The 25035-nt window shown below is 41.3% G+C and carries 18 protein-coding genes; 8 read left to right on the top strand and 10 right to left on the bottom strand.

The features are described 5' to 3' along the window. Positions 1-861: an L-serine ammonia-lyase, iron-sulfur-dependent, subunit alpha gene (sdaAA, locus tag PCY70_RS00755; protein ID WP_305768066.1), complete on the top strand. Its 861-nt coding sequence runs from the start codon at positions 1-3 to the stop codon at positions 859-861. Positions 862-864: 3 nt separating this feature from the next. Here sdaAA and PCY70_RS00750 read toward each other — a convergent pair whose 3' ends face one another. Continuing rightward, positions 865-1680 carry a carbonic anhydrase family protein gene (locus tag PCY70_RS00750; protein WP_305768065.1) on the bottom strand — a complete coding sequence of 272 codons (816 nt, stop codon included), beginning with the start codon at positions 1678-1680 and terminating at the stop codon, positions 865-867. Between the two features lie 235 nt (positions 1681-1915). Here PCY70_RS00750 and PCY70_RS00745 point away from each other — a divergent pair, with 235 nt between their 5' ends. The 3 genes from PCY70_RS00745 to PCY70_RS00735 all read left to right on the top strand — a co-directional run bounded on the left by PCY70_RS00745 (position 1916) and on the right by PCY70_RS00735 (position 7936). Continuing rightward, positions 1916-4381, top strand: a complete 2466-nt coding sequence (locus tag PCY70_RS00745; RefSeq protein ID WP_305768064.1) for a glycoside hydrolase family 2 TIM barrel-domain containing protein — start codon at positions 1916-1918, stop codon at positions 4379-4381. 57 nt (positions 4382-4438) lie between these two features. Beyond that, positions 4439-6409 (top strand): sugar-binding protein, encoded by a 1971-nt coding sequence (locus PCY70_RS00740; protein WP_305768063.1) that lies wholly within the window; start codon positions 4439-4441, stop codon positions 6407-6409. Positions 6410-6556: 147 nt separating this feature from the next. Further along, on the top strand, positions 6557-7936 hold the full coding sequence (locus PCY70_RS00735; RefSeq protein ID WP_305768062.1) for a leucine-rich repeat domain-containing protein: 1380 nt from the start codon (positions 6557-6559) through the stop codon (positions 7934-7936). A gap of 65 nt (positions 7937-8001) precedes the next feature. Here PCY70_RS00735 and PCY70_RS00730 read toward each other — a convergent pair whose 3' ends face one another. Further along, positions 8002-8211: a hypothetical protein gene (locus PCY70_RS00730; protein ID WP_305768061.1), complete on the bottom strand. Its 210-nt coding sequence runs from the start codon at positions 8209-8211 to the stop codon at positions 8002-8004. Positions 8212-8266: 55 nt separating this feature from the next. On the opposite strand from PCY70_RS00730, the gene PCY70_RS00725 reads away from it, so the two are divergent. After that, positions 8267-8431, top strand: coding sequence for a hypothetical protein (locus PCY70_RS00725; protein ID WP_305768060.1), 165 nt, complete (start codon positions 8267-8269; stop codon positions 8429-8431). Here the strand turns inward: PCY70_RS00725 and PCY70_RS00720 are convergent. Beyond that, positions 8428-10131 (bottom strand): coiled-coil domain-containing protein, encoded by a 1704-nt coding sequence (locus PCY70_RS00720; RefSeq protein ID WP_305768059.1) that lies wholly within the window; start codon positions 10129-10131, stop codon positions 8428-8430. The two genes, PCY70_RS00725 and PCY70_RS00720, sit on opposite strands and share 4 nt — an antisense overlap. Before the next feature lie 2 nt (positions 10132-10133). Beyond that, positions 10134-10295 carry a hypothetical protein gene (locus PCY70_RS00715; protein WP_305768058.1) on the bottom strand — a complete coding sequence of 54 codons (162 nt, stop codon included), beginning with the start codon at positions 10293-10295 and terminating at the stop codon, positions 10134-10136. Here PCY70_RS00715 and PCY70_RS00710 point away from each other — a divergent pair. The 3 genes from PCY70_RS00710 to PCY70_RS00700 all read left to right on the top strand — a co-directional run bounded on the left by PCY70_RS00710 (position 10294) and on the right by PCY70_RS00700 (position 14443). Further along, a complete protein-coding gene (locus PCY70_RS00710) occupies positions 10294-10491 on the top strand; it encodes a hypothetical protein (RefSeq protein ID WP_305768057.1) in 198 nt (65 codons plus the stop codon). The two genes, PCY70_RS00715 and PCY70_RS00710, sit on opposite strands and share 2 nt — an antisense overlap. Beyond that, positions 10461-11630, top strand: a complete 1170-nt coding sequence (locus tag PCY70_RS00705) for a hypothetical protein (protein WP_305768056.1) — start codon at positions 10461-10463, stop codon at positions 11628-11630. Before PCY70_RS00710 ends, PCY70_RS00705 begins: the two co-directional genes overlap by 31 nt. A gap of 476 nt (positions 11631-12106) precedes the next feature. Further along, a complete protein-coding gene (locus PCY70_RS00700) occupies positions 12107-14443 on the top strand; it encodes a leucine-rich repeat domain-containing protein (RefSeq protein ID WP_323132704.1) in 2337 nt (778 codons plus the stop codon). 39 nt (positions 14444-14482) lie between these two features. Here the strand turns inward: PCY70_RS00700 and PCY70_RS00695 are convergent, their stop codons facing one another. From PCY70_RS00695 to PCY70_RS00670, 6 genes are all read right to left on the bottom strand, one after another. Beyond that, positions 14483-15337, bottom strand: a complete 855-nt coding sequence (locus PCY70_RS00695) for a DegV family protein (protein WP_305768055.1) — start codon at positions 15335-15337, stop codon at positions 14483-14485. Between the two features lie 121 nt (positions 15338-15458). Next, a complete protein-coding gene (locus PCY70_RS00690; RefSeq protein WP_305768054.1) occupies positions 15459-17687 on the bottom strand; it encodes a family 16 glycosylhydrolase in 2229 nt (742 codons plus the stop codon). 27 nt (positions 17688-17714) lie between these two features. Continuing rightward, a complete protein-coding gene (locus PCY70_RS00685) occupies positions 17715-19934 on the bottom strand; it encodes a family 16 glycosylhydrolase (protein ID WP_305768053.1) in 2220 nt (739 codons plus the stop codon). Positions 19935-20073: 139 nt separating this feature from the next. Then, positions 20074-21138: a glycoside hydrolase family protein gene (locus PCY70_RS00680; protein WP_305768052.1), complete on the bottom strand. Its 1065-nt coding sequence runs from the start codon at positions 21136-21138 to the stop codon at positions 20074-20076. Positions 21139-21148: 10 nt separating this feature from the next. Continuing rightward, positions 21149-22216 (bottom strand): glycoside hydrolase family protein, encoded by a 1068-nt coding sequence (locus PCY70_RS00675; protein ID WP_305768051.1) that lies wholly within the window; start codon positions 22214-22216, stop codon positions 21149-21151. Positions 22217-22309: 93 nt separating this feature from the next. Further along, positions 22310-25015, bottom strand: a complete 2706-nt coding sequence (locus tag PCY70_RS00670; protein WP_305768050.1) for a hypothetical protein — start codon at positions 25013-25015, stop codon at positions 22310-22312. Positions 25016-25035 lie beyond the last annotated feature (20 nt).

Raw genomic sequence — 25035 nt, 5'->3', positions numbered from 1 at the left:
ATGAATTTTAAAACTGCACAAGAATTACTTGCATTATGTACAGAAATGCCTATTTCAGAAGTGATGATAGCTCGTGAAATGGTTATTGCAAATAAATCGCGAGAGCAAGTGTTCGAATCAATGCGCCATTCTTATTCAATTATGAAAAGGGCTATAAATACATCGTTGACAGAAAATCTCGTTTCTATGGGAGGTCTTATTGGAGGCGAAGCAAAGAAGGTTTACGCTAGACGTAAAAATTCTATATGCGGAGATTTGATGAGTTGTTCTATTGCATATGCGATGGGCGTTTTAGAAGTGAATGCCTCTATGGGCTTGATTGTTGCTGCCCCTACGGCGGGAGCCTCTGGAGTTATTCCTGGAGTTTTTTTGGCATTACAAGAGACCCATAATCTCCCCGATGATGCCATGGTTCAAGCGCTGTTTAACGCAGGGGCTATCGGATACCTAATCACTCGTAACGGAACGGTTTCTGGAGCAGAGGGAGGATGTCAAGCAGAGGTTGGTACTGCTAGTGCGATGGCGGCTTCTGCAGTAGTTGAGCTAATGGGTGGAGCTCCAGCAGAATGCTTGAGTGCTGCCGGAACAGCTATTTCCAATATTTTAGGGATGGTATGCGATCCTATTGCGGGATTGGTCGAAGCACCATGTCAAAAACGAAATGCCTTGGGCGCTTCGAATGCTTTGATTAGTGCAGAAATTGGAATGTGTCAAGTTGGTGATCAGATTCCTTTTGATGAGATTGTAGAAGTGATGTATAAAGTAGGACGGAGTATTCCGTATGAACTTCGTGAAACAGCTTTGGGGGGGCTAGCCAGTGCTCCTTCGGCCTGCGGCTTATGCCCCTCCTGTAATGTTTAGTTTTTAATCATGAATATATTTTATAACACGATCGTTTAAGTCTTGGATATCACGATTATTATCTTTATAAAATTTGTTAAATCTATTTAATTGTTCTTCAGATATTTCAAGCTGCTCCGCTAAAATATACCATTCCACATTTTCAGCTAATGGCGGGGTAGTCAACGAACCTATATAGTGATAAGCAGATAAGTCATCTGGTAAAAATGTATCAATTGCTATTTCAAATCCATTTTCTAAATCCTCATCTTCAACTTCATCTAGCAATTCTTCAAATGCTACGTTTTCTTCTCCCAGATTAAATAATACTCCCACTACAGCCAATCTGCCATCCTCTCCAGCATGAACAAAATGCGCTTCTAAATCAGAATATTGACCATCAACTGTGTGCTCACTTGGTGCGTGAAAATGTATTTGCATTAAATCAAATTCTCTATTCATTAAAATTGACTCGCCATCCAAATCAAGCTCTATGCTATGACCAGTATCCGCTACCTTTTGAACGGTAGTATCAAAGTTGAAAATAGGATCGTGATATGTATTAGAAAGCTCCACTATTGACGTATCAATGTCAATTGGAGACTGCATTTTTCCTGTTTCAAAAAGCCAATTATCTTGGTGATCATATGAAAAGTGATGCGAATCTGATATGTGAAGATTTTCTTGATCAACAAATGGACTATTAATTAATGGTCCAACGTATGCTTGGTTAAATTTTAAAGTTATTTCTCCGTTTTCTACATTAGACAAGTTGATAGCCGAGTCTGGAACTTGACCTGTTAACAACAACATTCCTAAAAGTATCGATAAGTTATTCATATATAATATCCCTTTCTATAATTAAAATATATGCTTACTATGTCATTGTACTACTTTTAATGGCTAATTTCAAGCTAAAAACCAGTTTTGATGTGGAAAAAATAGCAACTTTTTTTGAATTGTGCTAGATAATTTTTTCCATTCATGATACAATTTGGCTTGTAGGCGGATCGTCTACTAATTATATCGAAAGGTGGTGTAGGCTCTACGCAACATTAAAGAGCCACAATTTATTATGAGCGATTTGAACAATGGTTGGAAATTTGAATTAGTTGATGAATTAGTAAATGGACATTTATTCGAGTATGATGAGCTAAAGATGAGAACTATAAAAGTTCCTCACGATTTTAGTGTGGAACAGCCTCTGGATTGGGATGGCGGTAGCGATGGCTGCGTCGGCTATGCTCGCGGGGGTCTTGCTTGGTATCGAAAGCATATAGAAGTTACTTCTAATATGTTAGATAAAAAAGTTTTTATCAATTTTGATGGAATCTATAACCGAGCACATATTTATTTTAACGAACAGTTAGTAACTTTTCACCCTTATGGATACTCTCCTTGTTTGATTGATGTAACCCCATATCTTAAAGAGGGCGATAACTTACTTGCTGTCTATGTTGATCACTCTAGAGCTTGTGATAGCCGTTGGTATACTGGATCAGGTATTTATCGTAAAGTATCGATGCACGTATTGCCTAAGTCTTATATACCTGTTTGGGGTATTAGAGTTACAACTGATTGTAATAGTGATGAATCTGCGATAGTAAATTTATCTGTTGATCTTGTAAATGAAAGCGGTTCTGACAAAGAACTTAAAGTTGTTACCACCTTGATTGCACCTACTGGAGAAAATGTTGGCCAGATCGTTAGCAACGTCGTAGTAACTGATACGCTAAAACTTAACGAATCAATAGAACTTAAAAATCCCACATTATGGGGAATATATGAGGGCTTTCGTTATGCTGCCATTACGGCAATTTACGAGGGCGATCAATGTATTCAAACAAAAGAAACCATCTTCGGTATTAGGTATTTTCATTTTGATGCCAACGAAGGCTTTTTCTTAAACGGAAAGAATGAACTCATTAAAGGTGTATGTTTGCATCATGATGCGGGATTGGTTGGCTCCGCAATTCCGAATGATGTTATGAGAAGAAGATTAGAAATGCTTATAATGGCAGGTACTAATGCTATTAGAACAGCTCACAATCCTTATTCTGCTGACTTTTTTGACCTATGCGATGAGTATGGTATTTTGGTTCAAGAAGAATTTTATGACGAATGGGACTATCCAAAAGGTAAAAAATTCAATCAAAAGGAAAAATTATTCGATTATAAATTCCATGGCCATGACCAATTCTTTAGAGAATATGCTAAACAAGATTTGCAAAATGTTATACGACGCGATTTCAATCACCCTTGTATAATTCAATGGAGCATTGGTAATGAAATCGAATGGACTTACCCTAAATATAACAATGCGACAGGATATTTTTCAGCTGAAGCGGGCGGCGGTTATTTCTTTAAAGAACCTCCTTATTCTGTAGAAGAGATCAGAAAAATTTGTCATGATCTTCCAAAAGAGGAGATTGAAATAGGCAAAACTGCTAAACTGCTTGCTGATTGGACCCGAGAAATGGATACCACAAGACCTATCATTGCCAACTGTATTCTTCCTTCTGCTAGTTATGAATCCGGCTATGTTGATGCGCTTGATATGGTTGGCTTTAGCTACAGAAGAATTATATACGACCGTGCACACAAGCATTACCCTGATAAACCTATTATGGGTACAGAAAATGTGGCTCAATGGCACGAATGGAAAGCTGTTCTCGATAGACCATTTATAAGCGGTATATTTATTTGGGTTGGTATCGACTATGTTGGAGAATGTGGCGGCAAACGCAGCGATGGTCGCAATAGAGTCACTCAGGCTGGCTTTATCGATGTCGCCGGATTTGATAAGCCTTCATTCCACATGGTAAAAGCATTATGGCGTGAAGACATTCCAGAATTATTTATTACTACCAACACTCTTGCTGCCTCTGTATATGATCTACAAGACGGAAAATTGGTTCAGCGAAAAGGTCTTCCTGCTTGGGATAGACGCCTTTGGGTTTGGCAAGACATGAATACTCACTTCAATTATCAACCTGGTGAAGATGTTGTTGTAGAAGTATATTCTAACTGCGAAGAAATTTCTTTCTATCAAAATGATGAATTAATTTGCACTCAAGTCGAAGCCGACAACGTAGACAGAATCTACAAATGCGCTATTAAATACAAAGGTGGAGAAATTAGAGCCGAGGGCACTAAAGATGGGCATCGTTATGCTTCTGTTATCAAGGAATCTCAAGAAGCCACTGACATCTTTATTACTGTCGACAAAACAGAAATCACAACCGATTTTGACAGCGTAGTTCATGTTGTGGCTCAACTAAAAGATGCAAATGGTATAGAGGTTAGATTTAAAGAAGAAGAAATTGAGTTTATGACTAAGAGTGACGTAGATGGCATCGTTAGGTTTGTTGGTGTAGATAACGGTAGTACACATTATCCTGCCACTTATCAAAATCCTAAAATTGAAACTCACCGCGGTCGTGCATTAATGATTGTTGGAGGTAATACACCTGGTGTTATTAAAGTTTGTGCTAAAATAAAAGGTCATATTTCCAACGTAATTGATATAACAGTAAAGTAAAATTATGAATGGGGAAAATTTTTTTCCTCATTCCACAAAACCAAAAAGGAGAATTATATGAATGTTAAAAAAATGTTTGCAATACTTTTAGCAACAACCTCTGTTATGGCGACTTCTATCCCCGCATTCGCGGCTGTAGACCCCAAAATTTCTGCCATTGGTAATCCTCCAAACGAGGTATTTGCCAAAGACTTGCCTTTCTTACCTATGTCAGATCCTCAAAATACTCGAGATTGGAAATTTAGCCTAACCCTTTCTGATGAGTTTAATGCAGATACTCTAGATTTTAACAAATGGGATAACTTTAACTCTAATTGGGCCGGTCGCGAACCTTCATATTTTCAAAAAGATGGCGTTAGGGTCGAAGACGGCAAAGTTGTTTTACGTTCCGGAATGGCAGATATTGTAAATGGAGAACAGCGTTATGATGCTGCAACTATTAGAAGCAAGAATTGGACCGGCTATGGATACTATGAAGCTAGAACGCGTACATCTCAAATTAGTATGACAAGCTCATTTTGGTTCAGAGGCAATGGTTTCGAAATAGATGTATATGAACAAGTCGGCCGTGCAAAAAATAATGGTAAGCCTACTGTATATCCAAGCAATATGCACGAATATGGCGGTGCCGACAAATTCAGTTATCCATTTGAATACGAAACTAATCAGGATTTAACTCTCGATTATCACGTATACGGTTTAGAATATGGCCCAGATTTTATCAAGCTATATTTCGATGGCGATCTAATCAGAATTATGGAACCTAGAGATAATACATTCAATGTAAACTTTCCGATCATTTTTGATACTGAAACATTCCACTGGAAAGGCTTCCCCGAATCAGAAGATTTTTATACATATACAGATCCAATCTCTGGTGAAAAACGTTACACAGGCGATTTTCATATAGATTATATTCGTGTATGGAAAACTGATACCCCTCAAACTATCGAAAAAATAAAGGAATCAGTGCCAACCTACAAAACAACACACGCAATTTATGGAACTCCAACCAGCGTCGACGATGCGCTTTGGAACAATGCTATTGCCATCGAAGCTTCAAATATCACCACCGGTGGAATCGAGAAGTTCTACTCCAGCATGACTGTAAAAACTATGTGGGATAAAAATTTCTTATACGTGTTAGTTGATGTACAAGATTCCGATCAATTTATTAATCCGCAGACAATTCATGACGGCGATAACGTAGATCTATACTTCGACTTTGGCAACGAAAAAACTAAAGATCACTACGATTCTAACGATTTTTCTATCAAAATATTACCAGATGGCCAAACTGCTTATCACAAAAATGCGCCAAACGTTGAAACCAACACTATACGAACTCCAACAGACTATAAATCAATCGTAAAAATTCCATGGGGCGAGCTCAATGCGACAGCGGGAACTGTAATCGGCTTCGATGCTCAACTAAATGAAGGTAACACACAGGATAAAAAACGTATGGGTATCGCTTTCTGGAACAGCTCCGAGGGCGATGTGTACAAAACAATGTATACTGCTGGCAATTTACAACTCGTACAAACCGCTGCTGACATCGCGTTTATGCCAAAGCCGGCCGGAACCAACTGGTTTGAAGATGGCCACTTTAATGACCCTACAAACACTCAGCTAGAAAAGTGGACTATTACGTCTCCAGGAGAATTTAGTCACGAAGTTATCACTGAAGATGACGGTAACAACGTTCTTAAAATTTCGTCCACCACAAACGGAAATCAACAATTAACTCTCTCAGGCCTCTTGCCTAATACTGAATACACTCTAAGTTTTTCTGCCAAAAAAGAAACTGCAACCAACAAAGTTTGTAGCGTATCCTTACTTCATTACACTCAAGATCTAATCAATCACGAAAAAGCTAATCAAGGTATCTATAAACAAATTAAAGAAAATTGGGCCGATTATCAAATCACTTTCACCACTGATGCGGACACCACGACCGCAAAAATTATGATCGCTCACAACGAAGAGGCCTCAACTTTTATCGATAACTTAAAATTAATTCACTAATCACTCTCATTCAAAAAAGATTCATGCAAAGAAGAAATTTTCTCTATCCCCTTCTTCTTTGCTGCACTCCCAGAAATTGCAACTTGATAAGTAGCATATTTAAACGTATAATTGACTAATAATGACTTTACGTAGGAGATGAAATATATGAAAAAACGATACAGCTACATGTTAGTTAGCGCTCTCTTAGCAAACACTAACATTACAGATAATAAATTGACGAATCCTATTACTCCGTTATCAGAGAACTGGCTCTCCGTAGATGGAATTGACAATGGACAAATTTTATTTGACCCCGCAACTGGCACTATCATCGATTCCACTCTTGATATTACAAACGCTACAATTCCTGAAATGATCAATGGTATCGCTGTGAAGGCCATTTCCGAGTTTGCCTTTTTTGATTGTATAAATTTGACCTCACTATCTATTCCTGAAGGGGTGATCTCTATCGGCGATAGCGCGTTTCAAAACTGCACCGAGTTGACCACTGTAATCCTTCCTTTTTCTGTTTTGACAATAGGAAATTATGCTTTCTATAATTGCACGAAGCTTTCGCAAATTATAGCCCCCATGTGTCTCGCAACCAGTGGTCATAATGCGTTTTCGTATTGCCCCATTCTAACTCCCGTGATGTCTTCTCCACACGTTTTTACATACCCCAACCAGCCCGCATCTTATGAAAGCGTAAATCTTTCATCTTATACTAACAACTTTGCCGCATGGGCCAAGCTGGGAGAAACCATCAGCGCAAAACCCGAACTCAAAACTCCCGATCTATCTTCTGCTAAATGGGTGGCGCTCCAATCTGGTGGACAAGTTTTGTTTGATATAAAGGCTGGGGCCATTCTTGATGCGTCTACAAAAATCACTGCAGCCGTTATTCCCGCAAACCTGGCCGGAGTACCTGTTCGGTCCATTGCCGATTACGCTTTTTATAATTGCCCTAAATTGATATATGCTTCGATCCCAGCTGGCGTTACTGCGATTGGACACAACGCGTTTTCGTATTGCGACAAGCTGAAGGGGGTCGCTATTCCCTCCACTATAACTACATTGAAAACCGACGCACCGCACTCGCCATTTTATAAAACAAAGTTAACAGTGTATTACGAGGGCACCGCGAATGAATGGCAAGCACTCGAGGCCGACCCAACCCTCACCGTCAAGTATCAAGCTGCAATATCGAAGTTAGATGAAGTTGCCCTAACTTGTGCGAACAAAATTAAGGCAGCCAATAATTCTGCTACCGATTCGACTGCAGCCAAAACTAATAAATCGCTTCCGATGATCGGCGATTCTATAGCCAAAGCTAATAAATCGGCTTCCGATGCTCCTAAGCCAAAGCTAATAAATCGACTTCCGATGATGCTTCAGCCAAAGCTAATAAATCGGCTTCCGATGATGCTTCAACCAAAGCTAATAAATCGGCTTCCGATGCTTCCAGTCAAAGCTAATAATTCGCTTCCGATGATGCTTCAGCCAAAGCTAATAAATCGACTTCCGATGCGTCTTCACCAAAGCTAATAAATCGGCTTCCGATGCTTCAACCAAAGCTAATAAATCGGCTTCCGATGATGCTTCAGCCAAAGCTAATAAATCGCTTCCGATGATGCTTCAGCCAAAGCTAATAAATCGGCTTCCGATGATGCTTCAGCCAAAGCTAATAAATCGGCTTCGATGACTGCGGCCAAAACTAATAAATCGACTTCCGATGATGCTTCAACCAAAGCTAATAAATCGACTTCCGATGATGCTTCAACCAAAGCTAATAAATCGACTTCCGATGATGCTTCAACCAAAGCTAATAAATCGGCTTCCGATGATGCTTAGCCAAAGCTAATAAATCGGCTTCCGATGCGTCTTCAGCCAAAGCTAATAAATCGGCTTCCGATGATGCTTCAAGCCAAAGCTAATAATTCGGCTTCCGATTCGACTGCGGCCCAAACTAATAATTCGGCTTCCGATGATGCTTCAGCCAAAACTAATAATTCGGCTTCCGATCGACTGCGGCCAAACTAATAATTCGGCTTCCGATGCTCTTCGCCAAAACTAATAAATCGCTTCCGATGCTCTTCAAAGCTAATAAATCGGCTTCCGCTGCGCCTATAGCCAAAGCTAATAAATCGGCCTCTTGATTCGACTGCGGCCAAAGCTAATAATTCTGCTTCCGATGCGCCTATAGCCAAAACTAATAATTCGGCTTCCGATGCTCCTATAGCCAAAGCTAATAAATCTGCTTCTGATGCGTCTTCAACCAAAACTAATAAATCGGCTACCGATGCTCCTACAGCCAAAACTAATAAATCGACTTCCGATGATGCTTCAACCAAAGCTAATAAATCGACTTCCGATGATGCTTCAACCAAAGCTAATAAATCGACTTCCGATGATGCTTCAACCAAAGCTAATAAATCGGCTTCCGATTCGACTGCGGCCAAAGCTAATAATTCGGCTTCCGATCCGACAGCGACAACTTCAATAAAATCATATTCAACACAGGATATCAAAGCGGCCATAGCAAATGCGGCAAATGCCAATAAATCGGCTACTGGTGCGCCTTCAGCCAAAGCTAATAAATCTGCTACCGATGCGCCTACAGCCAAAACTAATAAATCGACTTCCGATGATGCTTCAACCAAAGCTAATAAATCGACTTCCGATGATGCTTCAACCAAAGCTAATAAATCGACTTCCGATGATGCTTCAACCAAAGCTAATAAATCGACTTCCGATGATGCTTCAACCAAAGCTAATAAATCGACTTCCGATGATGCTTCAACCAAAGCTAATAAATCGACTTCCGATGATGCTTCAACCAAAGCTAATAAATCGACTTCCGATGATGCTTCAACCAAAGCTAATAAATCGACTTCCGATGATGCTTCAACCAAAGCTAATAAATCGACTTCCGATGATGCTTCAACCAAAGCTAATAAATCGGATTCTGATGCTCCTTCAGCCAAAGCTAGTAAATCGGCTTCTGATGCTTCTATAGCCAAAGCTAATAATTCGGCTTCCGATGCGTCTTCGGCCAAAACTAATAAATCGGCTTCCGATCCGACTGCGGCCAAAACTAATAAATCGACTTCCGATGATGCTTCAACCAAAGCTAATAAATCGACTTCCGATGATGCTTCAACCAAAGCTAATAAATCGACTTCCGATGATGCTTCAACCAAAGCTAATAAATCGACTTCCGATGATGCTTCAACCAAAGCTAATAAATCGACTTCCGATGATGCTTCAACCAAAGCTAATAAATCGACTTCCGATGATGCTTCAACCAAAGCTAATAAATCGACTTCCGATGATGCTTCAACCAAAGCTAATAAATCGACTTCCGATGATGCTTCAACCAAAGCTAATAAATCGACTTCCGATGATGCTTCAACCAAAGCTAATAAATCGACTTCCGATGATGCTTCAACCAAAGCTAATAAATCGACTTCCGATGATGCTTCAACCAAAGCTAATAAATCGACTTCCGATGATGCTTCAGTCAAAGCTAATAATTCTGCTACCGATTCGACTGCGGCCAAAACTAATAAATCGACTTCCGATGATGCTTCAGCCAAAACTAATAAATCGACTTCCGATGATGCTTCAGCCAAAACTAATAAATCGACTTCCGATGATGCTTCAGCCAAAACTAATAAATCGACTTCCGATGATGCTTCAGCCAAAGCTAATAAATCGGCTTCCGATGCTGCTTCAACCAAAGCTAATAAATCGGCTTCTCGGCTTCTGATGCTCCTTCAGCCAAAGCTAATAATTCGACTTCCGATCCGACTGCGGCCAAAACTAATAAATCGACTTCTGACCGAATGTAGATAAATGGTCGTTCCGTAAAATCATATTCAGCAAAGGCTATCAAAGCTGCCATGGCAAATGCTAACTTAGCGACTACAAATGTCCCTGATGCATCTTTAGCTAAAGCTAGTGAATCGGCTTCCGATACGAATGCGGCAACAGCTGGAGAATTGGCTTCCGATGCGAATGTGACAACAGCTGGTGATTTTTCAACAATGCGAAGTGCAACACTGCGAACTTGGCTTCGATCGAATTTGCAACAGCTGTGATTTGGCGACTTCTATTCTATGCAGCAACAGCTGGTGATTTGGCTTCCAATGCGAATGTGGCAACAGCTGGGGAATTGGCTTCCGATGCGAATGTGGCAACAGCTAGTGATTTGGCTTCCGATGCTAATGCGGCAACAGCTGGCAAATTGGCTTCCAATGCGAATGCGGCAACAGCTGGAGAATTGGCTTCCGATGCGAATGAGGCAACAGCTGGCGAATTGACTTCCGATGCGAATGTGGCAACAGCTAGCGAATTGGCTTCCGATGCTAATGCGGCAACAGCTGGCAAATTGGCTTCCAATGCGAATGCGGCAACAGCTGGAGAATTGGCTTCCGATGCGAATGAGGCAACAGCTGGCGAATTGACTTCCGATGCGAATGTGGCAACAGCTAGCGAATTGGCTTCCGATGCTAATGCGGCAACAGCTGGCAAATTGGCTTCCAATGCGAATGCGGCAACAGCTGGAGAATTGGCTTCCGATGCGAATGAGGCAACAGCTGGCGAATTGACTTCCGATGCGAATGTGGCAACAGCTAGCGAATTGGCTTCCGATGCTAATGCGGCAACAGCTGGCAAATTGGCTTCCAATGCGAATGCGGCAACAGCTGGAGAATTGGCTTCCGATGCGAATGAGGCAACAGCTGGCGAATTGACTTCCGATGCGAATGTGGCAACAGCTAGCGAATTGGCTTCCGATGCGAATGAGGCAACAGCTGGCGAATTGACTTCCGATGCGAATGTGGCAACAGCTGCGAATTGGCTTCCGATGCGAATGTGGCAACAGCTGGCGAATTGGCTTCCTGCTAATGCGGCAACAGCTGGCGAATTGGCTTCCAATGCGAATGCGGCAACAGCTGGCGAATTGGCTTCCGATGCGAATGTGGCAACAGCTGGCGAATTGGCTTCCGATGCGAATGTGGCAACAGCTGGTGATTTGGCTTCCGATGCGAATGTGGCAACAGCTGGCGAATGGCTTCCAATGCGAATGTGGCAACAGCTGGCGAATTGGCTTCCGATGCGAATGTGGCAACAGCTGGTGATTTGGCTTCCGATGCGAATGTGGCAACAGCTGGTGATTTGGCTTCCAATGCGAATGTGGCAACAGCTGGCGATTTGGCTTCCGATGCGAATGAGGTAAAAATCAAAGCTGCCGCTGCCGCCATCGCCGCTTCCTATTCTTCAAAAGATTCAATTGCCGCTGCCGCTTATTCTCACTTTATACAAAATATTACTACTAATCCTTTAGTTCGACCGGTTGACGAGTCGGTTACCGTTGTTGACGATGCCGAATCAGCGAATGCTTCAACCGCCATCGCAAATGTCGTGGCTCGATCAGTTAAAGATTCCGTTGCCATCGTTGATGCTGTTGCTCATTCTGCCAAAATTATAAAATCTGCCCTTGCTGATACGAACTCAGCAAAAGCTTCTACTTATTCAGTACAAGATATTAAAACTGCCATCGCAAGATCTCGAGCCGCCGCTTCTGAAGCACCTGTCGAAATCGAAAGCGCCTTTGCCTCATCTGGTGAAGACGAAGAAATTCGATTTTTTAATATACCAGATATTTCCAAAAACAATGAAGACGTGCTGGATACAACGCTGATTGCGTGCGCGATGTCTAGCAAGAGTTTTCCGGAATCGGTACATGTGGATGCTGAATGGGTAATGGTGGACGGGGTGGATGCCCCACTTCTTTTTGAAAGGTTGACAGGCGGAGTATTGGAGGCAGATGAAGAGGTCACTGTTGCGGTAATTCCAGAGCGTATAGATGGGGTGGTCGTAGAATTTATCGCCTCACATTCATTTTCAAGATGCAGTCGGCTGACATTGGTGCGAATACCAGAGGGCGTTCATACGATAGAGGTGGGCGCATTTCAAAATTGCAGATCATTAGAATATGCGAGCATTCCTAATTCTGTCGAAATTATTGAAGATTATGCCTTTGACAATTGCGACAAATTATTTAATTTATTGTTACCTGCACAGTTATTAAACGTTGGCTACGATGCCTTTAACAACTGCACAAGCCTTGTTATGCCTGAATATGATGATATCGAAGCACCGGAGGCGGAGTGGGTGACTATTTCTGATGGAGCATTGCTTTTTGACTCGGTTTCACAAACAGTATTAGAAGTATCCACGAGTGCGATCGCGGTGACTATTCCGGCCGAAATCAATGGAGTAGAAGTTATAGCAATCGGGCCATATGCTTTTGTTGGAGCTAGTAAATTGATTCGCGCTGTTTTATCGGAGGGCATTTGCGCCATTGCCGATCATGCATTCCAAAATTGCGTAGCTCTCGAGAGCGTATCTTTTCCAAGTTCATTGGTAGCCATAGGTCACCAAGCATTTTACAATTGCTATAACTTACGACATCTGTCTTTGCCTGCAGGCATTGATTTGGGAAGCCAGGCTTTTGCGTATTGTAGTAATTTGGCATCAATCGATATTGCGTCATTTATTTTTGCGTTATCTGTGGTACCTTCTTATAATTCAGCTTTCTATGGCTGTACAAATCTTAGCGCAATTTATTATCCTGGAGATGCTGCGCCGTGGCTAAAGCTTGAGGCAGAGATTATTTACAATACTACTGCGCCAGAGATTTGGCAAAGCGTTTCGGGAATAGATGGTGGAAAAGTATTTTTCGATGAGACCAGCGGAGAGCTATTAGCTGCGGAAGATTCGATAGTCGCAGCCAATTTCCCAGAGCATATAATTGGGGTACCGATTACATCTATAGCGGCCCACACTTTTGCTGAAAATAAAAATTTAGCCATTGTGACATTGTCAAGTAAATTGGCAAAAATTGGCGATTATGCCTTTGCGGGCACTAGCATCAAATCAATCCTGATTCCAGAAAGCGTAACCTGCCTTTCCGAAAATGCCTTCGAGCGATGTGCATCATTACATACAGTATACTATGATGGGAATCGATATCAATGGACAAAATTAGAAATGACATTCCCCGCGGAGATCGCTTTAAAATACAACAAAGCAGATTGGCTAGAAGTGCTGGGCATTGAAGGGGGCCGCGTCGAATTTAGCGAAGGAACAATTTTGTCTGTGGAAGACTCGGCGGTGGTAGCGTTTTTGCCTACATCCATAGGCGATGTGTCTGTCAAGAGTATTGGTTCTTATGCATTCGCCAAAAACAAAAATTTGTTTATCGCGGCATTGCCGAAGGGATTAATAGAAATTGGCGAAGCGGCTTTTGCTGATAACGAAAATTTGGCCATAATCAGCTTGTCAAAAACAATAGAAGTTATTAAGTCTCGAGCATTTGCTGGAACTAATATAAATTCTATTTCGATTCCAGAAAGTTTGGTATCAATTGCTGGCGATGCGTTTGACAATTGCGTTGCATTAGAGAAAATCTATTATGCGGGAGACGAGTCTAAATGGAGTCAATTTGCCGTGGCTTTGCCAGATCACGTAGATATAGAATACAATCAGTTAAGCTGGTCGACCGTGTTGGGGATCGAAGGCGGAGGAGTAAAAGTGGATCAGGAAATCATTATGTATGCAGAAGATTCTGTAGTTGCCGCATTTGTGCCAGATATAATAAACGATGTTGCCATTAAAACTATTGGGGCATCGGCTTTCTTGGAAAATACGAATTTATTACTCGTGGCTCTACCAGATGGATTAGTAGAAATTGGAGACTTTGCATTTGATGGTAGCGTAAACTTGTCCCTAATTTGCCTATCCAATACTATAGAAAAAATAGGCATACGGGCATTTGCAAATACTAAAATACGTACAATATCAATACCGGAGAGTGTAATTTCAATTGCAGCAGATGCTTTCGAAGGGTGTTTAGAATTAGAGACAATCTATTACGCGGGCACTAAGTCTCAATGGGAATCGTTTGAAGTGGCGTTGCCAGATCGAGTGAATCTGGTAAACCGCAATACGAATTATGATCTAGTACAACCGGCCATGTTGGCATAAAAAAATGTCCCCCTTTTATTAATTATTGGGGGATAATTTTTATTTTATAATTGCAACAATAATTGCGCCTTCGCCAGTATAAGTTCCCATAACGGGGCCCATTTCATCGACGTAAATTTTGCGATAACCTTTTTCTTTAAGTAGTTCCTTCATTTTAGCAGCTCTTTCTGGTGCATTTGCATGGCAGATAATCGCATCTTTCGTTTCCTTATTCTCAATACCATGATCTACTTTGTTTAGCACTTTCTCTAGAGCTTTATTTTCACCTCGGGATTTGTCTACGGGTACGACAGCGCTCTCTCCTACTTTTACTATTGCTTTGATATTTAAAATATCGGCTACTTTTCCTACAATAGGCTTAACGCGACCGCCTTTTATAGCGTTATCCAAAGTTTCAAGAATGCCATAGCAAGAAACATTATCTCTGTTGGCCTCTACAATTTCTACAATTTCTGCTGCAGATTTCCCATGTTCACGGAGTTCGCAAGCTAATTTGACCAACTGAGAACACCCGGCGCTTCCAGTGGTTGAATCAATAACATATATTTTATTTGTATGAGATTTATCTTCTTCATACATATTTTTGGCCATATTAGCAGTACCGTATATTGCAGATAATTTTCCAGCAAGAGTTATTATAATTACATCTTCATCTGTTTTGTATTTCTGGATAATCCTGTCTGGTGAAGGAGACGCGGTCTTTGGCAAATAAGATACTTTAGCAACTTGGGCAAAAAAGTCTTTTGCGCTAATACATTCACTGTCTTTTTCTCCATAAACATAGTCTTTCCCTTCAAATTCCAATGTCATTCCTACCACATCTACGTCATACTTATCGATTAGCTCTTTGGGAAAATCACAAGCTGCGTCAGTTATAATCTTTATATTATTCACAAACTTCACTCCGTCCATGTATTTTTTGAAATCAATTTACTTTACTATGTATATTTCAATACGTCAAGGCATCAAAATGTATTAGGAAGATTAAAAGGTAACAAAATCTTCCCTCAAAAAATTAGAACAACGGCGCTAATCTATCTGCCATATTCTCAATATCAGGCACTTCTTTTTTAGAAAGGATGAAATATTTGCCATCTACCTCGACAGCAGTAGCATCGAAAGCCTCCGCCATTGCAGTAGCTGGAGCATACCATACCCCTTTTTCTACAAAGCATTTGGCATCCATTTGTAAAGTTTCGGACCCCAGCTTTGCAACATCGCTTCCTTGAGTGTATCGCATAATTTCATCTTGATAGAAAATAGTTAATTCTTGCCCTTCGTCTGTTACATCGCCGCCACCAAAGTTTCTTGCCATAAACTCGATAGGAACATAATAGACTCCATCAATCAATTTTAGACGAACATTTGAATTTGCACTGTCTAGCTTTGTATAATTACCATTTATTAGCCCCTCATTATGATCGACTTGCAACACGACGCCGTCTTGAAGCGCTGCCTTAAGTTTTTCGTTGCCCTCTTCTTTAAAAATTACGGTATCAAAAGATAGATTTCCCGATCCAGCTGCACCAGAAACTTTTACATAGCTGTTTTCATCTAACTTAAATTGTCCGAGCTCCACAATTCCCTGAGTGGTTTTCTGATTTAGAGGTATTTTAGTTACCCCATCTGCATGAACAACTTCGACAGTAGTATTTTCTGATCTGGACTCATGAGATACATTAAATAGCTCGATGTCATATACCCCGGGGCCATCTAGCTGCGGTGACCATGTAGCATAAAGCCCATCTGCTGCTGCTGCCCAACGAGTTCTAGTTTTTCCATAACCTGGAAGTCCACTACTGCCAAACTTGCCACCAACTTCTTTGTATCTATCATCCGTTAAACTTGCGCTAACAACAACATCGGTTAACGCAATCTCCGCCGTTGGCATATCAAACGGTTCAAATGATGTGTGATTTGGCTTACCAGTCACTTGTACGAGCGATACGCTATCGATATCGAGGTATTGCCCCGCCGCTGCCGAAGAAGTAATTCCAACGACCGCCTCACCTTTTTCAACTTTAATATTTTCGAGTTTTACCTCTTGCCAAACGCCGGGAGCTGTTTTAGGGATAGCAACACTGGTCTCTGCCATGCCTTCGCCACTTGCAGTAAGAGTGTGATTTCCGCCATCGGGATTTCTCACCATGGCCGTAAACGTGAAAGTTTCATTCGGTAAAAACGGTACGTGAATATACGTTGTAACTTCATAATCTTTTTCTGCGCCGTGTCGTAAAATGGATTCTCCCTCATAGCTTTCGTTGGTCATAGTAACGTTTATCGCAGTAGCCATATCTTTGCCCTTGGTATACCAACCCACCGGAAATTTCTTATCCTTCTTATGCTCTGGCTTAAAATCAGACTGATCATTGTATTCAAAGCTAGGGTTTGCGAGCATATTAACGCCGACTAAATCTATATTGTAGAATCTAAAATATTCCCAATAACTCTCACCAGGCAACTTGTCGACAATAATCTCCTTGTCAAAATTATAACTTGCAAGGGCAGTAATCCACATAATTTGCGGTCCATAGAGATACGGATTTTTAACAGTTCTAAACAACTCCCCATCCAAATACCAATTAATCTGATTAGGCAGCCACTCGACACCCATAACAAATTCTTGTGCAGAAGTATCGATCTCAGGATGCACAACAGGTTTACCATCTTGAGTATATCCACCCATCGTTACTTGCTCTCCAACTTTAAAATGCGTATTGGTGCCTACTTTATAAGGCTTTCCGGAGTCAACTTCATAAAAGTCGATTTCCAAAATTCCGTTATTTTTCGGCTGAGTTTTGTTGTCTCCATTTTGTCCAAAAATCCAAAACGAAGAGTGAAGCCCGCCGGTTTCGCCAAACAACTTAGCTTTTGCTTCATAATAGCCATATCCGAATAGCTTTTTCGATAAGACTCCACCACCCGTGAGTGTTGCTTCGTTTGTATCGCCCACCCTATCTTCGTAGCCATATTCAATTACTAGTTTGTCATCCTTTAGCGAAACATTTTCAGGATAATTTTGGCTACCAGTAGGATATCTTTTGCCGGTACGATATTTCCATTCATCCAAATTGAGTTCGTCACCATCAAATTCATCTGCATAAACGAGATCGTAGTTTTCATGAGGCGCAAATCCTCTCTTAGATTCTTTGTCCGTTATATGAGATCCGTCATACCCAATTTCTGCGGCAGAGACACCGAAGCTCATCGCCAACGCCAATGCTATTATTAACTTTTTACTCATATTTAACCTCCTAATAATATCCAAAACTTAAAACAATTTATTCATTCTCTCTTCCATATTGCTAATTTCTGGAATATCTTTAATAGATAAAATGTAATACTGGTTATTTACATTCATAGCCTTGACCTCGAACGCTTCCGCTATGTCAGCTGCAGGAGCATACCAAACGCCGTTTTCTATAATACATGCAGCATCCATTTCCACACTGTCCGCTCCCAACTTCGCAACCTTGCTACCTTGAGTGTATCTTATAATTTTGTCTCGATAGAAAATCGATATCTCAGATCCTTCCACTGTTACGTCGCCACCGCCAAAATTCTTTGCCATAAACTCGATAGGAATATACGGAACTCCATCAATCACTCGCAGACGAACATTGGAGTTGCCCTTGTCGAGCTTCGCAATATGACCCTTTATCCAGCCTTCGTTGTTATCAACTTGTATAGCCACACCGTCCTTGAGTGCCGCCTTTAGCTCATCGCTACCCTCTTCCTTAAAAATTACGGTATCAAAAGTTAAAGTACCGGATCCTTCTGCGCCAGAAACTTTTACATAGCTATTTTCATCTAATTTAAATTGCCCGAGTTCAACAATTCCCTGAGTGGTTTGCTGATTTAGCGGTATTGCAGTCACGCCGTCTGCATGAAATACTTCAACAGTAGAATTTGCTGATCTAGATGGGTGCGATACCGTAAACATCTCGATATCATAAATTCCAGGTTTATCTAACTGAGGAGACCAAGTAGCATAAGTGTCAGCCTTTGCATTTCCCCAGCGGGTGCTGCCTCCGTTATATCCTTTCAATCCGCTAGTTCCAAAACCGCTTCCAATCTCTTTATATCGATCGTCATGTAGATGCGCGCTAACAATGATATCTCCCGTGGTAACCTCAGCTTCTGGAACAGGAAACGGTTCGAGCGAAGTATGATTAGGCTTACCGGTCACTTGTACAAGCGATACGCTATCAACATCGAGGTATTGCCCCGCCGCTGCCGAAGAAGTAATTCCAACGACCGCCTCACCTTTTTCAACTTTAATATTTTCGAGTTTTACCTCTTGCCAAACGCCGGGAGCTGTTTTAGGGATAGCAACGCTGGCCTCTGCCATGCCTTCGCCACTTGCAGTAAGAGTGTGATTTCCGCCATCGGGATTTCTCACCATTGCAGTAAGCGTGAAAGTCTCATTGGGTAAAAATGGTACATGAATATACGTTGTAACCTCATAATCTTTTTCGGTACCGTGCCTTAAAATCGACTCACCGTCATAACTCTCTTTGCTCATAGTCACATTGGTTGCTGTCGCCATATCTTTGCCTTTGGTATACCAACCAACTGGGAATTTTTTATCGCGTTTATAGTCTGGTTCAAAATCCGATCCATCATTATACTCAAAGCTAGGATTAGTTATCATATTGATGCCCACTAAATCTATATTATAAAATCTAAAATATTCCCAATAGCTTTCGCCTGGCAATTTGTCGAACAAAATCTCCTTATCAAATGTATAGCTTCCAAGAGCAGTAAGCCACATAATTTGCGGTCCATATACAGCAGGGTTTTCGACAGTTCTAAATAGCTCACCATCCAAATACCACTTAATCTGATTTGGCAGCCACTCTACACCCATCACAAATTCCTTTGCCGAGGTATCTATCTCTGGATGCTTAACAGGCACTCCATCTTGTGAAAACAATCCCATAACCTCATGCCTACCAATTGTGTAATGGGCATTGGTACCAATTTTATTTGGCTTTCCAGAATCGATTTCATAAAAGTCGATTTCTATAATTGTGTTATTCTTAGGTCGAACTTTGTTATCTCCGTTTTGTCCATAAACCCAAAATGAGGAATGCAGCCCACCCGTATCCCCAAACAATTTTGCTTTTGCTTCATAATAGCCATACCCGAATAATTTGTTAGATAAGACTCCACCACCAGTGAGCGTTGCTTTATCACCTGGAACATCCTGATAATTAAATTCAACGACTAATTTTCCATCTTGTACAGAAACATTCTCAGGATAATTTTGACTATTAGGATATCTTTGGCCCTTGCGAGGCGTCCATTCGTCCAAATTTAGTTCGTCTCCATCAAATTCATCTGCATAAACGAGATCATAGTTTTCGTGAGGAACAAAACCTCTCTTAGATTCTTTGTCAGTTATATGAGATCCGTCATACCCAATTTCTGCGGCAGAGACACCAAAACTCATAGCCAACGCTAATGCCATTACTAACTTTTTACTCATTTGACTCCTCCTAAATATGTATCGAAATTTATAATTGTAACATGGGATATTATTCCATAAATTTAATGCAATGTCAAGACAATATGCTAAATTTTTATATAAAAAAGGGTTCTCCTATACAAGAAAAACCCTTCAAAATTTACATATTGATTTTTAAAATAGCACCACTGGCACTGTTATAAATGCCACCACGCAAACTGCAATACAAATAATCAGGTTTCCCGGTTTTCGGATTAAATAAAATTTGCGGTCTTTCGAAGCGTCCTTTTAATGGTCTAAACAACGGCTCCGCTTCTTCTGGAAAATACACAGAGGACTTCCAAAAAGCAACTTCTGGATAATCAGTCGTCCAGTTCAATCCATCGGCAGAGCTCACATAAACTCCATCCTCCGCATTGCCAAACACACCCATTCCACGCATTACCGATTTATAAATGCCGTCTTCGATCCACATATACGCATCTTCACACTGAATCGCAGGTCCGTAACACGAGAAATCTATAACCGGGTTGCCCTCATATTTCACATAAGGCCCCTCCAGCTCATCTGCTATCGCAACACCGTAGCGTCTATTTCTAACTACGGCACTGTCCAATGCTTTATAGTACAAATAAAATTTACCTTCTGGAGTTGCAACAAATGCGGGGTTGGTAGTGCATCCATCGTCCCACTCACCTTCTGGGCCCGCTTCTACCATCGGCCTAGCATCAGAAACGCGCCTCCATGGTCCGTTGGCACTATCAGCAATAGCCATCCCCACTCTCTGGCTAGCAATCAACTTTTGATGCATTTTATCCTGATCTTCTTGCGACTGCGCTAAAAATTCATCGCGTTCGATTCCCAGTTTCGATCCATCAGTTCCCATATATAGCAATACAAATTGATCACCGATTTTGTATACACTAGGATTGTGAATCGACCAGCTGTCCCAATTGTCTCCACCGCGACCTTCTAATGCGACATCAACAAATGTGAACGGACCTTCTGGAGAATCTCCAACAGCATGTGCAATCTCGCAAGATATCAACCATCCAATAGGCTTTGCATACTTATGAATCCATCTGCTATAATACACGTGAACTTTTCCGTCTTCGCCCCAAATCGGCGCGCAGCCCCACACTCGATAATACGGAGTTTCAAGAATTCTCGTTACTCCTGTTAAGCTTTTGCAAAAGTCACTTTCGATAGATATTGGCTTTTCCATTGTAAACTCCTTATTGATTAATTTTTAAAACGCATCCGCTGGCGCTGTTGTATACGCCGCCTCTAAGACTGCAGTAGAGGTAATCGGGTTTTCCAGTTTCTGGATTAAACAAAATTTGAGGTCTCTCGAAGCGTCCTTTTAATGGTCTAAATAACGGCTCCGCTTCTTCTGGGAAATACACATACGAACGTCTAAAGGCAATTTCTGGATGATCAGTAGTCCAATGTATTCCGTCTTTGGACGTAACATAAACGCCATCCTCCGCATTGCCAAACACGCCCATTCCACGCATTATGGCTTTGTACACACCGTCTTCGATCCACATATACGCATCTTCGCATTGAATTCTAGGTGCCAAATACGAGAAATCAATAATCGGGTTGCCTTCATATTTTACATAAGGACCTTCCAAGTTATCTGCTATTGCGAGCCCATACTTTCTGTTGTCAACAGGTCCATCTTGCCATCCTTTATAGTATAAATAAAATTTGTTTTCGGGCGTAACAACCAATGCAGGATTGCTAGTACAAATATCGTCCCACTCTCCTGGTGCTCCAGCTTCTAGCATCGGATGCGCATCAGAAATACGAGTCCAAGGTCCGTTTGCGCTTTTCGATACAGCCATCCCCACTCGTTTGGTGTGCAGAAGTTTTTTGCTCATCTCATCTTGGATTTCCTGAGGTTGATGCTCGAACTGATCGCGAGGGATACCCAATTTCGATCCATCAGATCCCATGTATAGCAATACAAATTGATCACCGATTTTGTATACACTAGGATTGTGAATCGACCAGCTATCCCAATGATTTCCTCCGCGGCCTTCTAATGCGACATCAACAAATGTGAACGGACCTTCTGGAGAATCCCCAACAGCATGTGCAATCTCGCAAGATACCAACCATCCATTTGGCTTGTGATACTTGTGAATCCATCTGCTATAATACACGTGAACTTTTCCGTCTTCGCCCCAAATCGGCGCGCAGCCCCATACTCGATAATACGGAGTTTCAAGAATTCTCGTTACTCCTGTTAAACTTTTGCAAAAATCACTTTCAATTGCTTCTGGTAAGTTAGCCATAAAACTCTCCTTATATTAAAATTTTTGGACCACAGTCAATCATGGTCTATAAATAGTGTAACCCATTTCGAATAATTTTACAACACATTATAATCATTTCACAAGAGGAGCCATCTGCCCCACATTTAATAGGTATACAGCTTCTGGAGAGAGGGTTAACGTCTTGCCTAGTTCTTGCCCAGTCAATAAGTCGACCACGTTAAAGCTTTCTTGGTCTTCAACTGTTACATCGAAAGTTAGCGTATGCTTGCTCACATTAACAATGGCAACCGTATAATCTCCATTTTCCGCCGGAGCAACACGCCAGATTAAGCCTTTGGGAAGCCCCTCGCTAAATGTGACCGCAGGCAAATTTCCCGCTGCAGCAATAACATCCAATGCTGCCTCTCCCATTGCAGCTATCCCATTTTCACGAATAACGCTCGGTATTGCGTACAGCTCAGCCAGATCGCGAACCTCTCCAAGTTGATTATACTTCAGAGAAATATCGTCGACAATTACAGTATTTTCAGCTTTGGCAAAAGCAAGAATCGCTTCGTATTCCGCATCAGTAACATATGGCGTTTGATATATTACTGTTAGATCGAATGGTTGTGGATAGCTATCGGCGAGTGTATCGTTCATAATATTTTTCGTTGCGAATCCGATTGGTATGCCATTAAAATTAACTGATTCATACATATCATAAACGTGGTTAATCTGATTACTGCTATAAATGTTAGAAGTTTCGGAATAGAATATCCTGAGAGGTCGATCTAAGTTTTGTATCTTTGCTATCTCTACAGAATGCGCATTGAGATCCAAAAACGTTTGCGTAATTTCGTTTGCAACTTGCGGCATATTTATAACCGATCCTGGATATGTATCTCGGCGTCCTGGATCAGAAATCATAGTAGCCTCGGGAGAGCCGTCACCTTTTCTGGGCCAAAACCAGGTAAAGTTTGCGTCTTCGCCTAATATTGCAGACAAAAAATATGCCGATCTAACGTACTCTGGGTCCATATGAATATCCCGAGTGGTGTTAATGGTTATTGCGTGACCTTCGGAATTTACGTTTACCTTATGAGTAGGTGAGAATGAGTTTGTTAAATCGTAGATCAATCCAACTTCGCGCCAATAGTATGCATAATCATTTTGCCAGTCATCCTTCTCCTGATGTTGCATGCTCGGCACATACTCTTTGCGAATCGTCGCGTCGTTGCCCAAATAAGTGGTCATTCTCGACAATGCTTCAAGATCCATTCCGTGGTCTCTCGAACCTGCTGCATCTGTGAAAATTCTCGGAAATAGTTTTATATGTGTTCCGGCAGTAGCATCTTTAGACAAAATCGCATCATTTAATAAGCTAAACCAATCTGAGACGCGCTCCATGTTAAATGTGCACCAGTCATAGTGTTGAACTGTCCCCTGTATTAAAGTGCCATCAAATGGTATGCCAAACTCAATATCATCAAACGATTTAATATCTGCCAAATTGACCAACTTAGTTTTGTCACCTTTCTTGTTTTCGACGGCCGCAGTTCCGCCCCATACTTGTGTAATCGAGTTATCTGCACCCGCCCACGCATCTTTGAGTTTGTTTATATCATCGTCATATTCTCGCCTTAGATAATCTCTAAATTTATTCAGTGTCGCATCGCTTATCCCGCTCACCATAAAAAATTTGCCTATTTGAATATCTGTATACCAATGCGGCTCATTTGTTAATATGTATCCCAAGCGATTTGAAGCATGCCCCTGCATTTTTTCTGCAACATCTTCGAGCAATACCTTCCATGCTTCTTGAACTGCTGGTTGATCGATGTCATACCCGACATATTTAGGAATACCTGCAGTTCCCTCAGCTTTAGTTATTAGCGAATTTGCCGGATTGTTGTTTTTGTCAATGAGCCAATCGGGGTATACTGCGCCTCCCGAATGCCATAGCATCATAAAGCCTGCATTGTCTGTCATATCGTTATACAGCAACGGTTTGCCATCGTGGTCTGTGTATAAAATTGGGTCTATCGTTGCACCATTTTTTCGCGGATAAAACGTCGCAGAATTTAAAGTCTCATTAACATAGACCGAATTAAATAGCGGAGTGCCCCTGTTTTTGAGCGCATTCAGATTTTCTTCGACAGTCATTTTGCCAGCCAACGCTGGAGATAAATCGAGAGTTGATGAGTATCGAGTCAAACTAAGCGCCTTTGGTGCCGAAACATTGCCGATGTGATCGTTATATAAATATGGATCAGACCGCGGCTCTTGCTGTGCTTTTGAGAAGTAGTCATACAAAAAAATTGGTTTGCCATCGGGATTTAAAAAGTTTCCATTTTCTCGATCAACCGAAATATTGTCCCAATCCACTGGTCTAACAGCTTTTCTCACAATGGTTCCTGCAATAACCTCCTCCAATGTTTCAATGGCCTTATCTAACATCTCCACCACTTCTGCTCTCTCAAATTCTGCTATATTTTTGCTCCAATATGCAGCATCCTCACCGTTTTGAATGTTCTTTTTGTTATTATATCCCATAAACTTGCTAAATAACATTTCGACTTCCTCTGGATTAGCTTCATCGTAATCTGCAAACTTCAAAAATTCATATGCCATCCACACCACGGTCTCTTCACGCAAAACATCCAAGTCCATCTCCCTAGCCTGATCGATCAGTGTTTTTAAAATTTCAATTTTAGCATAGGCATTGGTTTCGGTTGCCGAAATTACTGTCGGAGTTGCCAAAGTCGCCACGCTAATTTGACTTGCCATAAATGTCGCCATCAATAAATATACTCCTCGCTTGATTCTTTTACTCACATCATCTACCTCCCGTATCA

This window comes from Candidatus Epulonipiscium viviparus (genome assembly GCF_030708075.1).
Lineage (GTDB): Bacteria > Bacillota > Clostridia > Lachnospirales > Cellulosilyticaceae > Epulonipiscioides > Epulonipiscioides viviparus.
The sequence above is the reverse complement of the archived record's forward strand: the minus strand, read 5'-3'. Positions and strand labels throughout refer to the sequence as shown.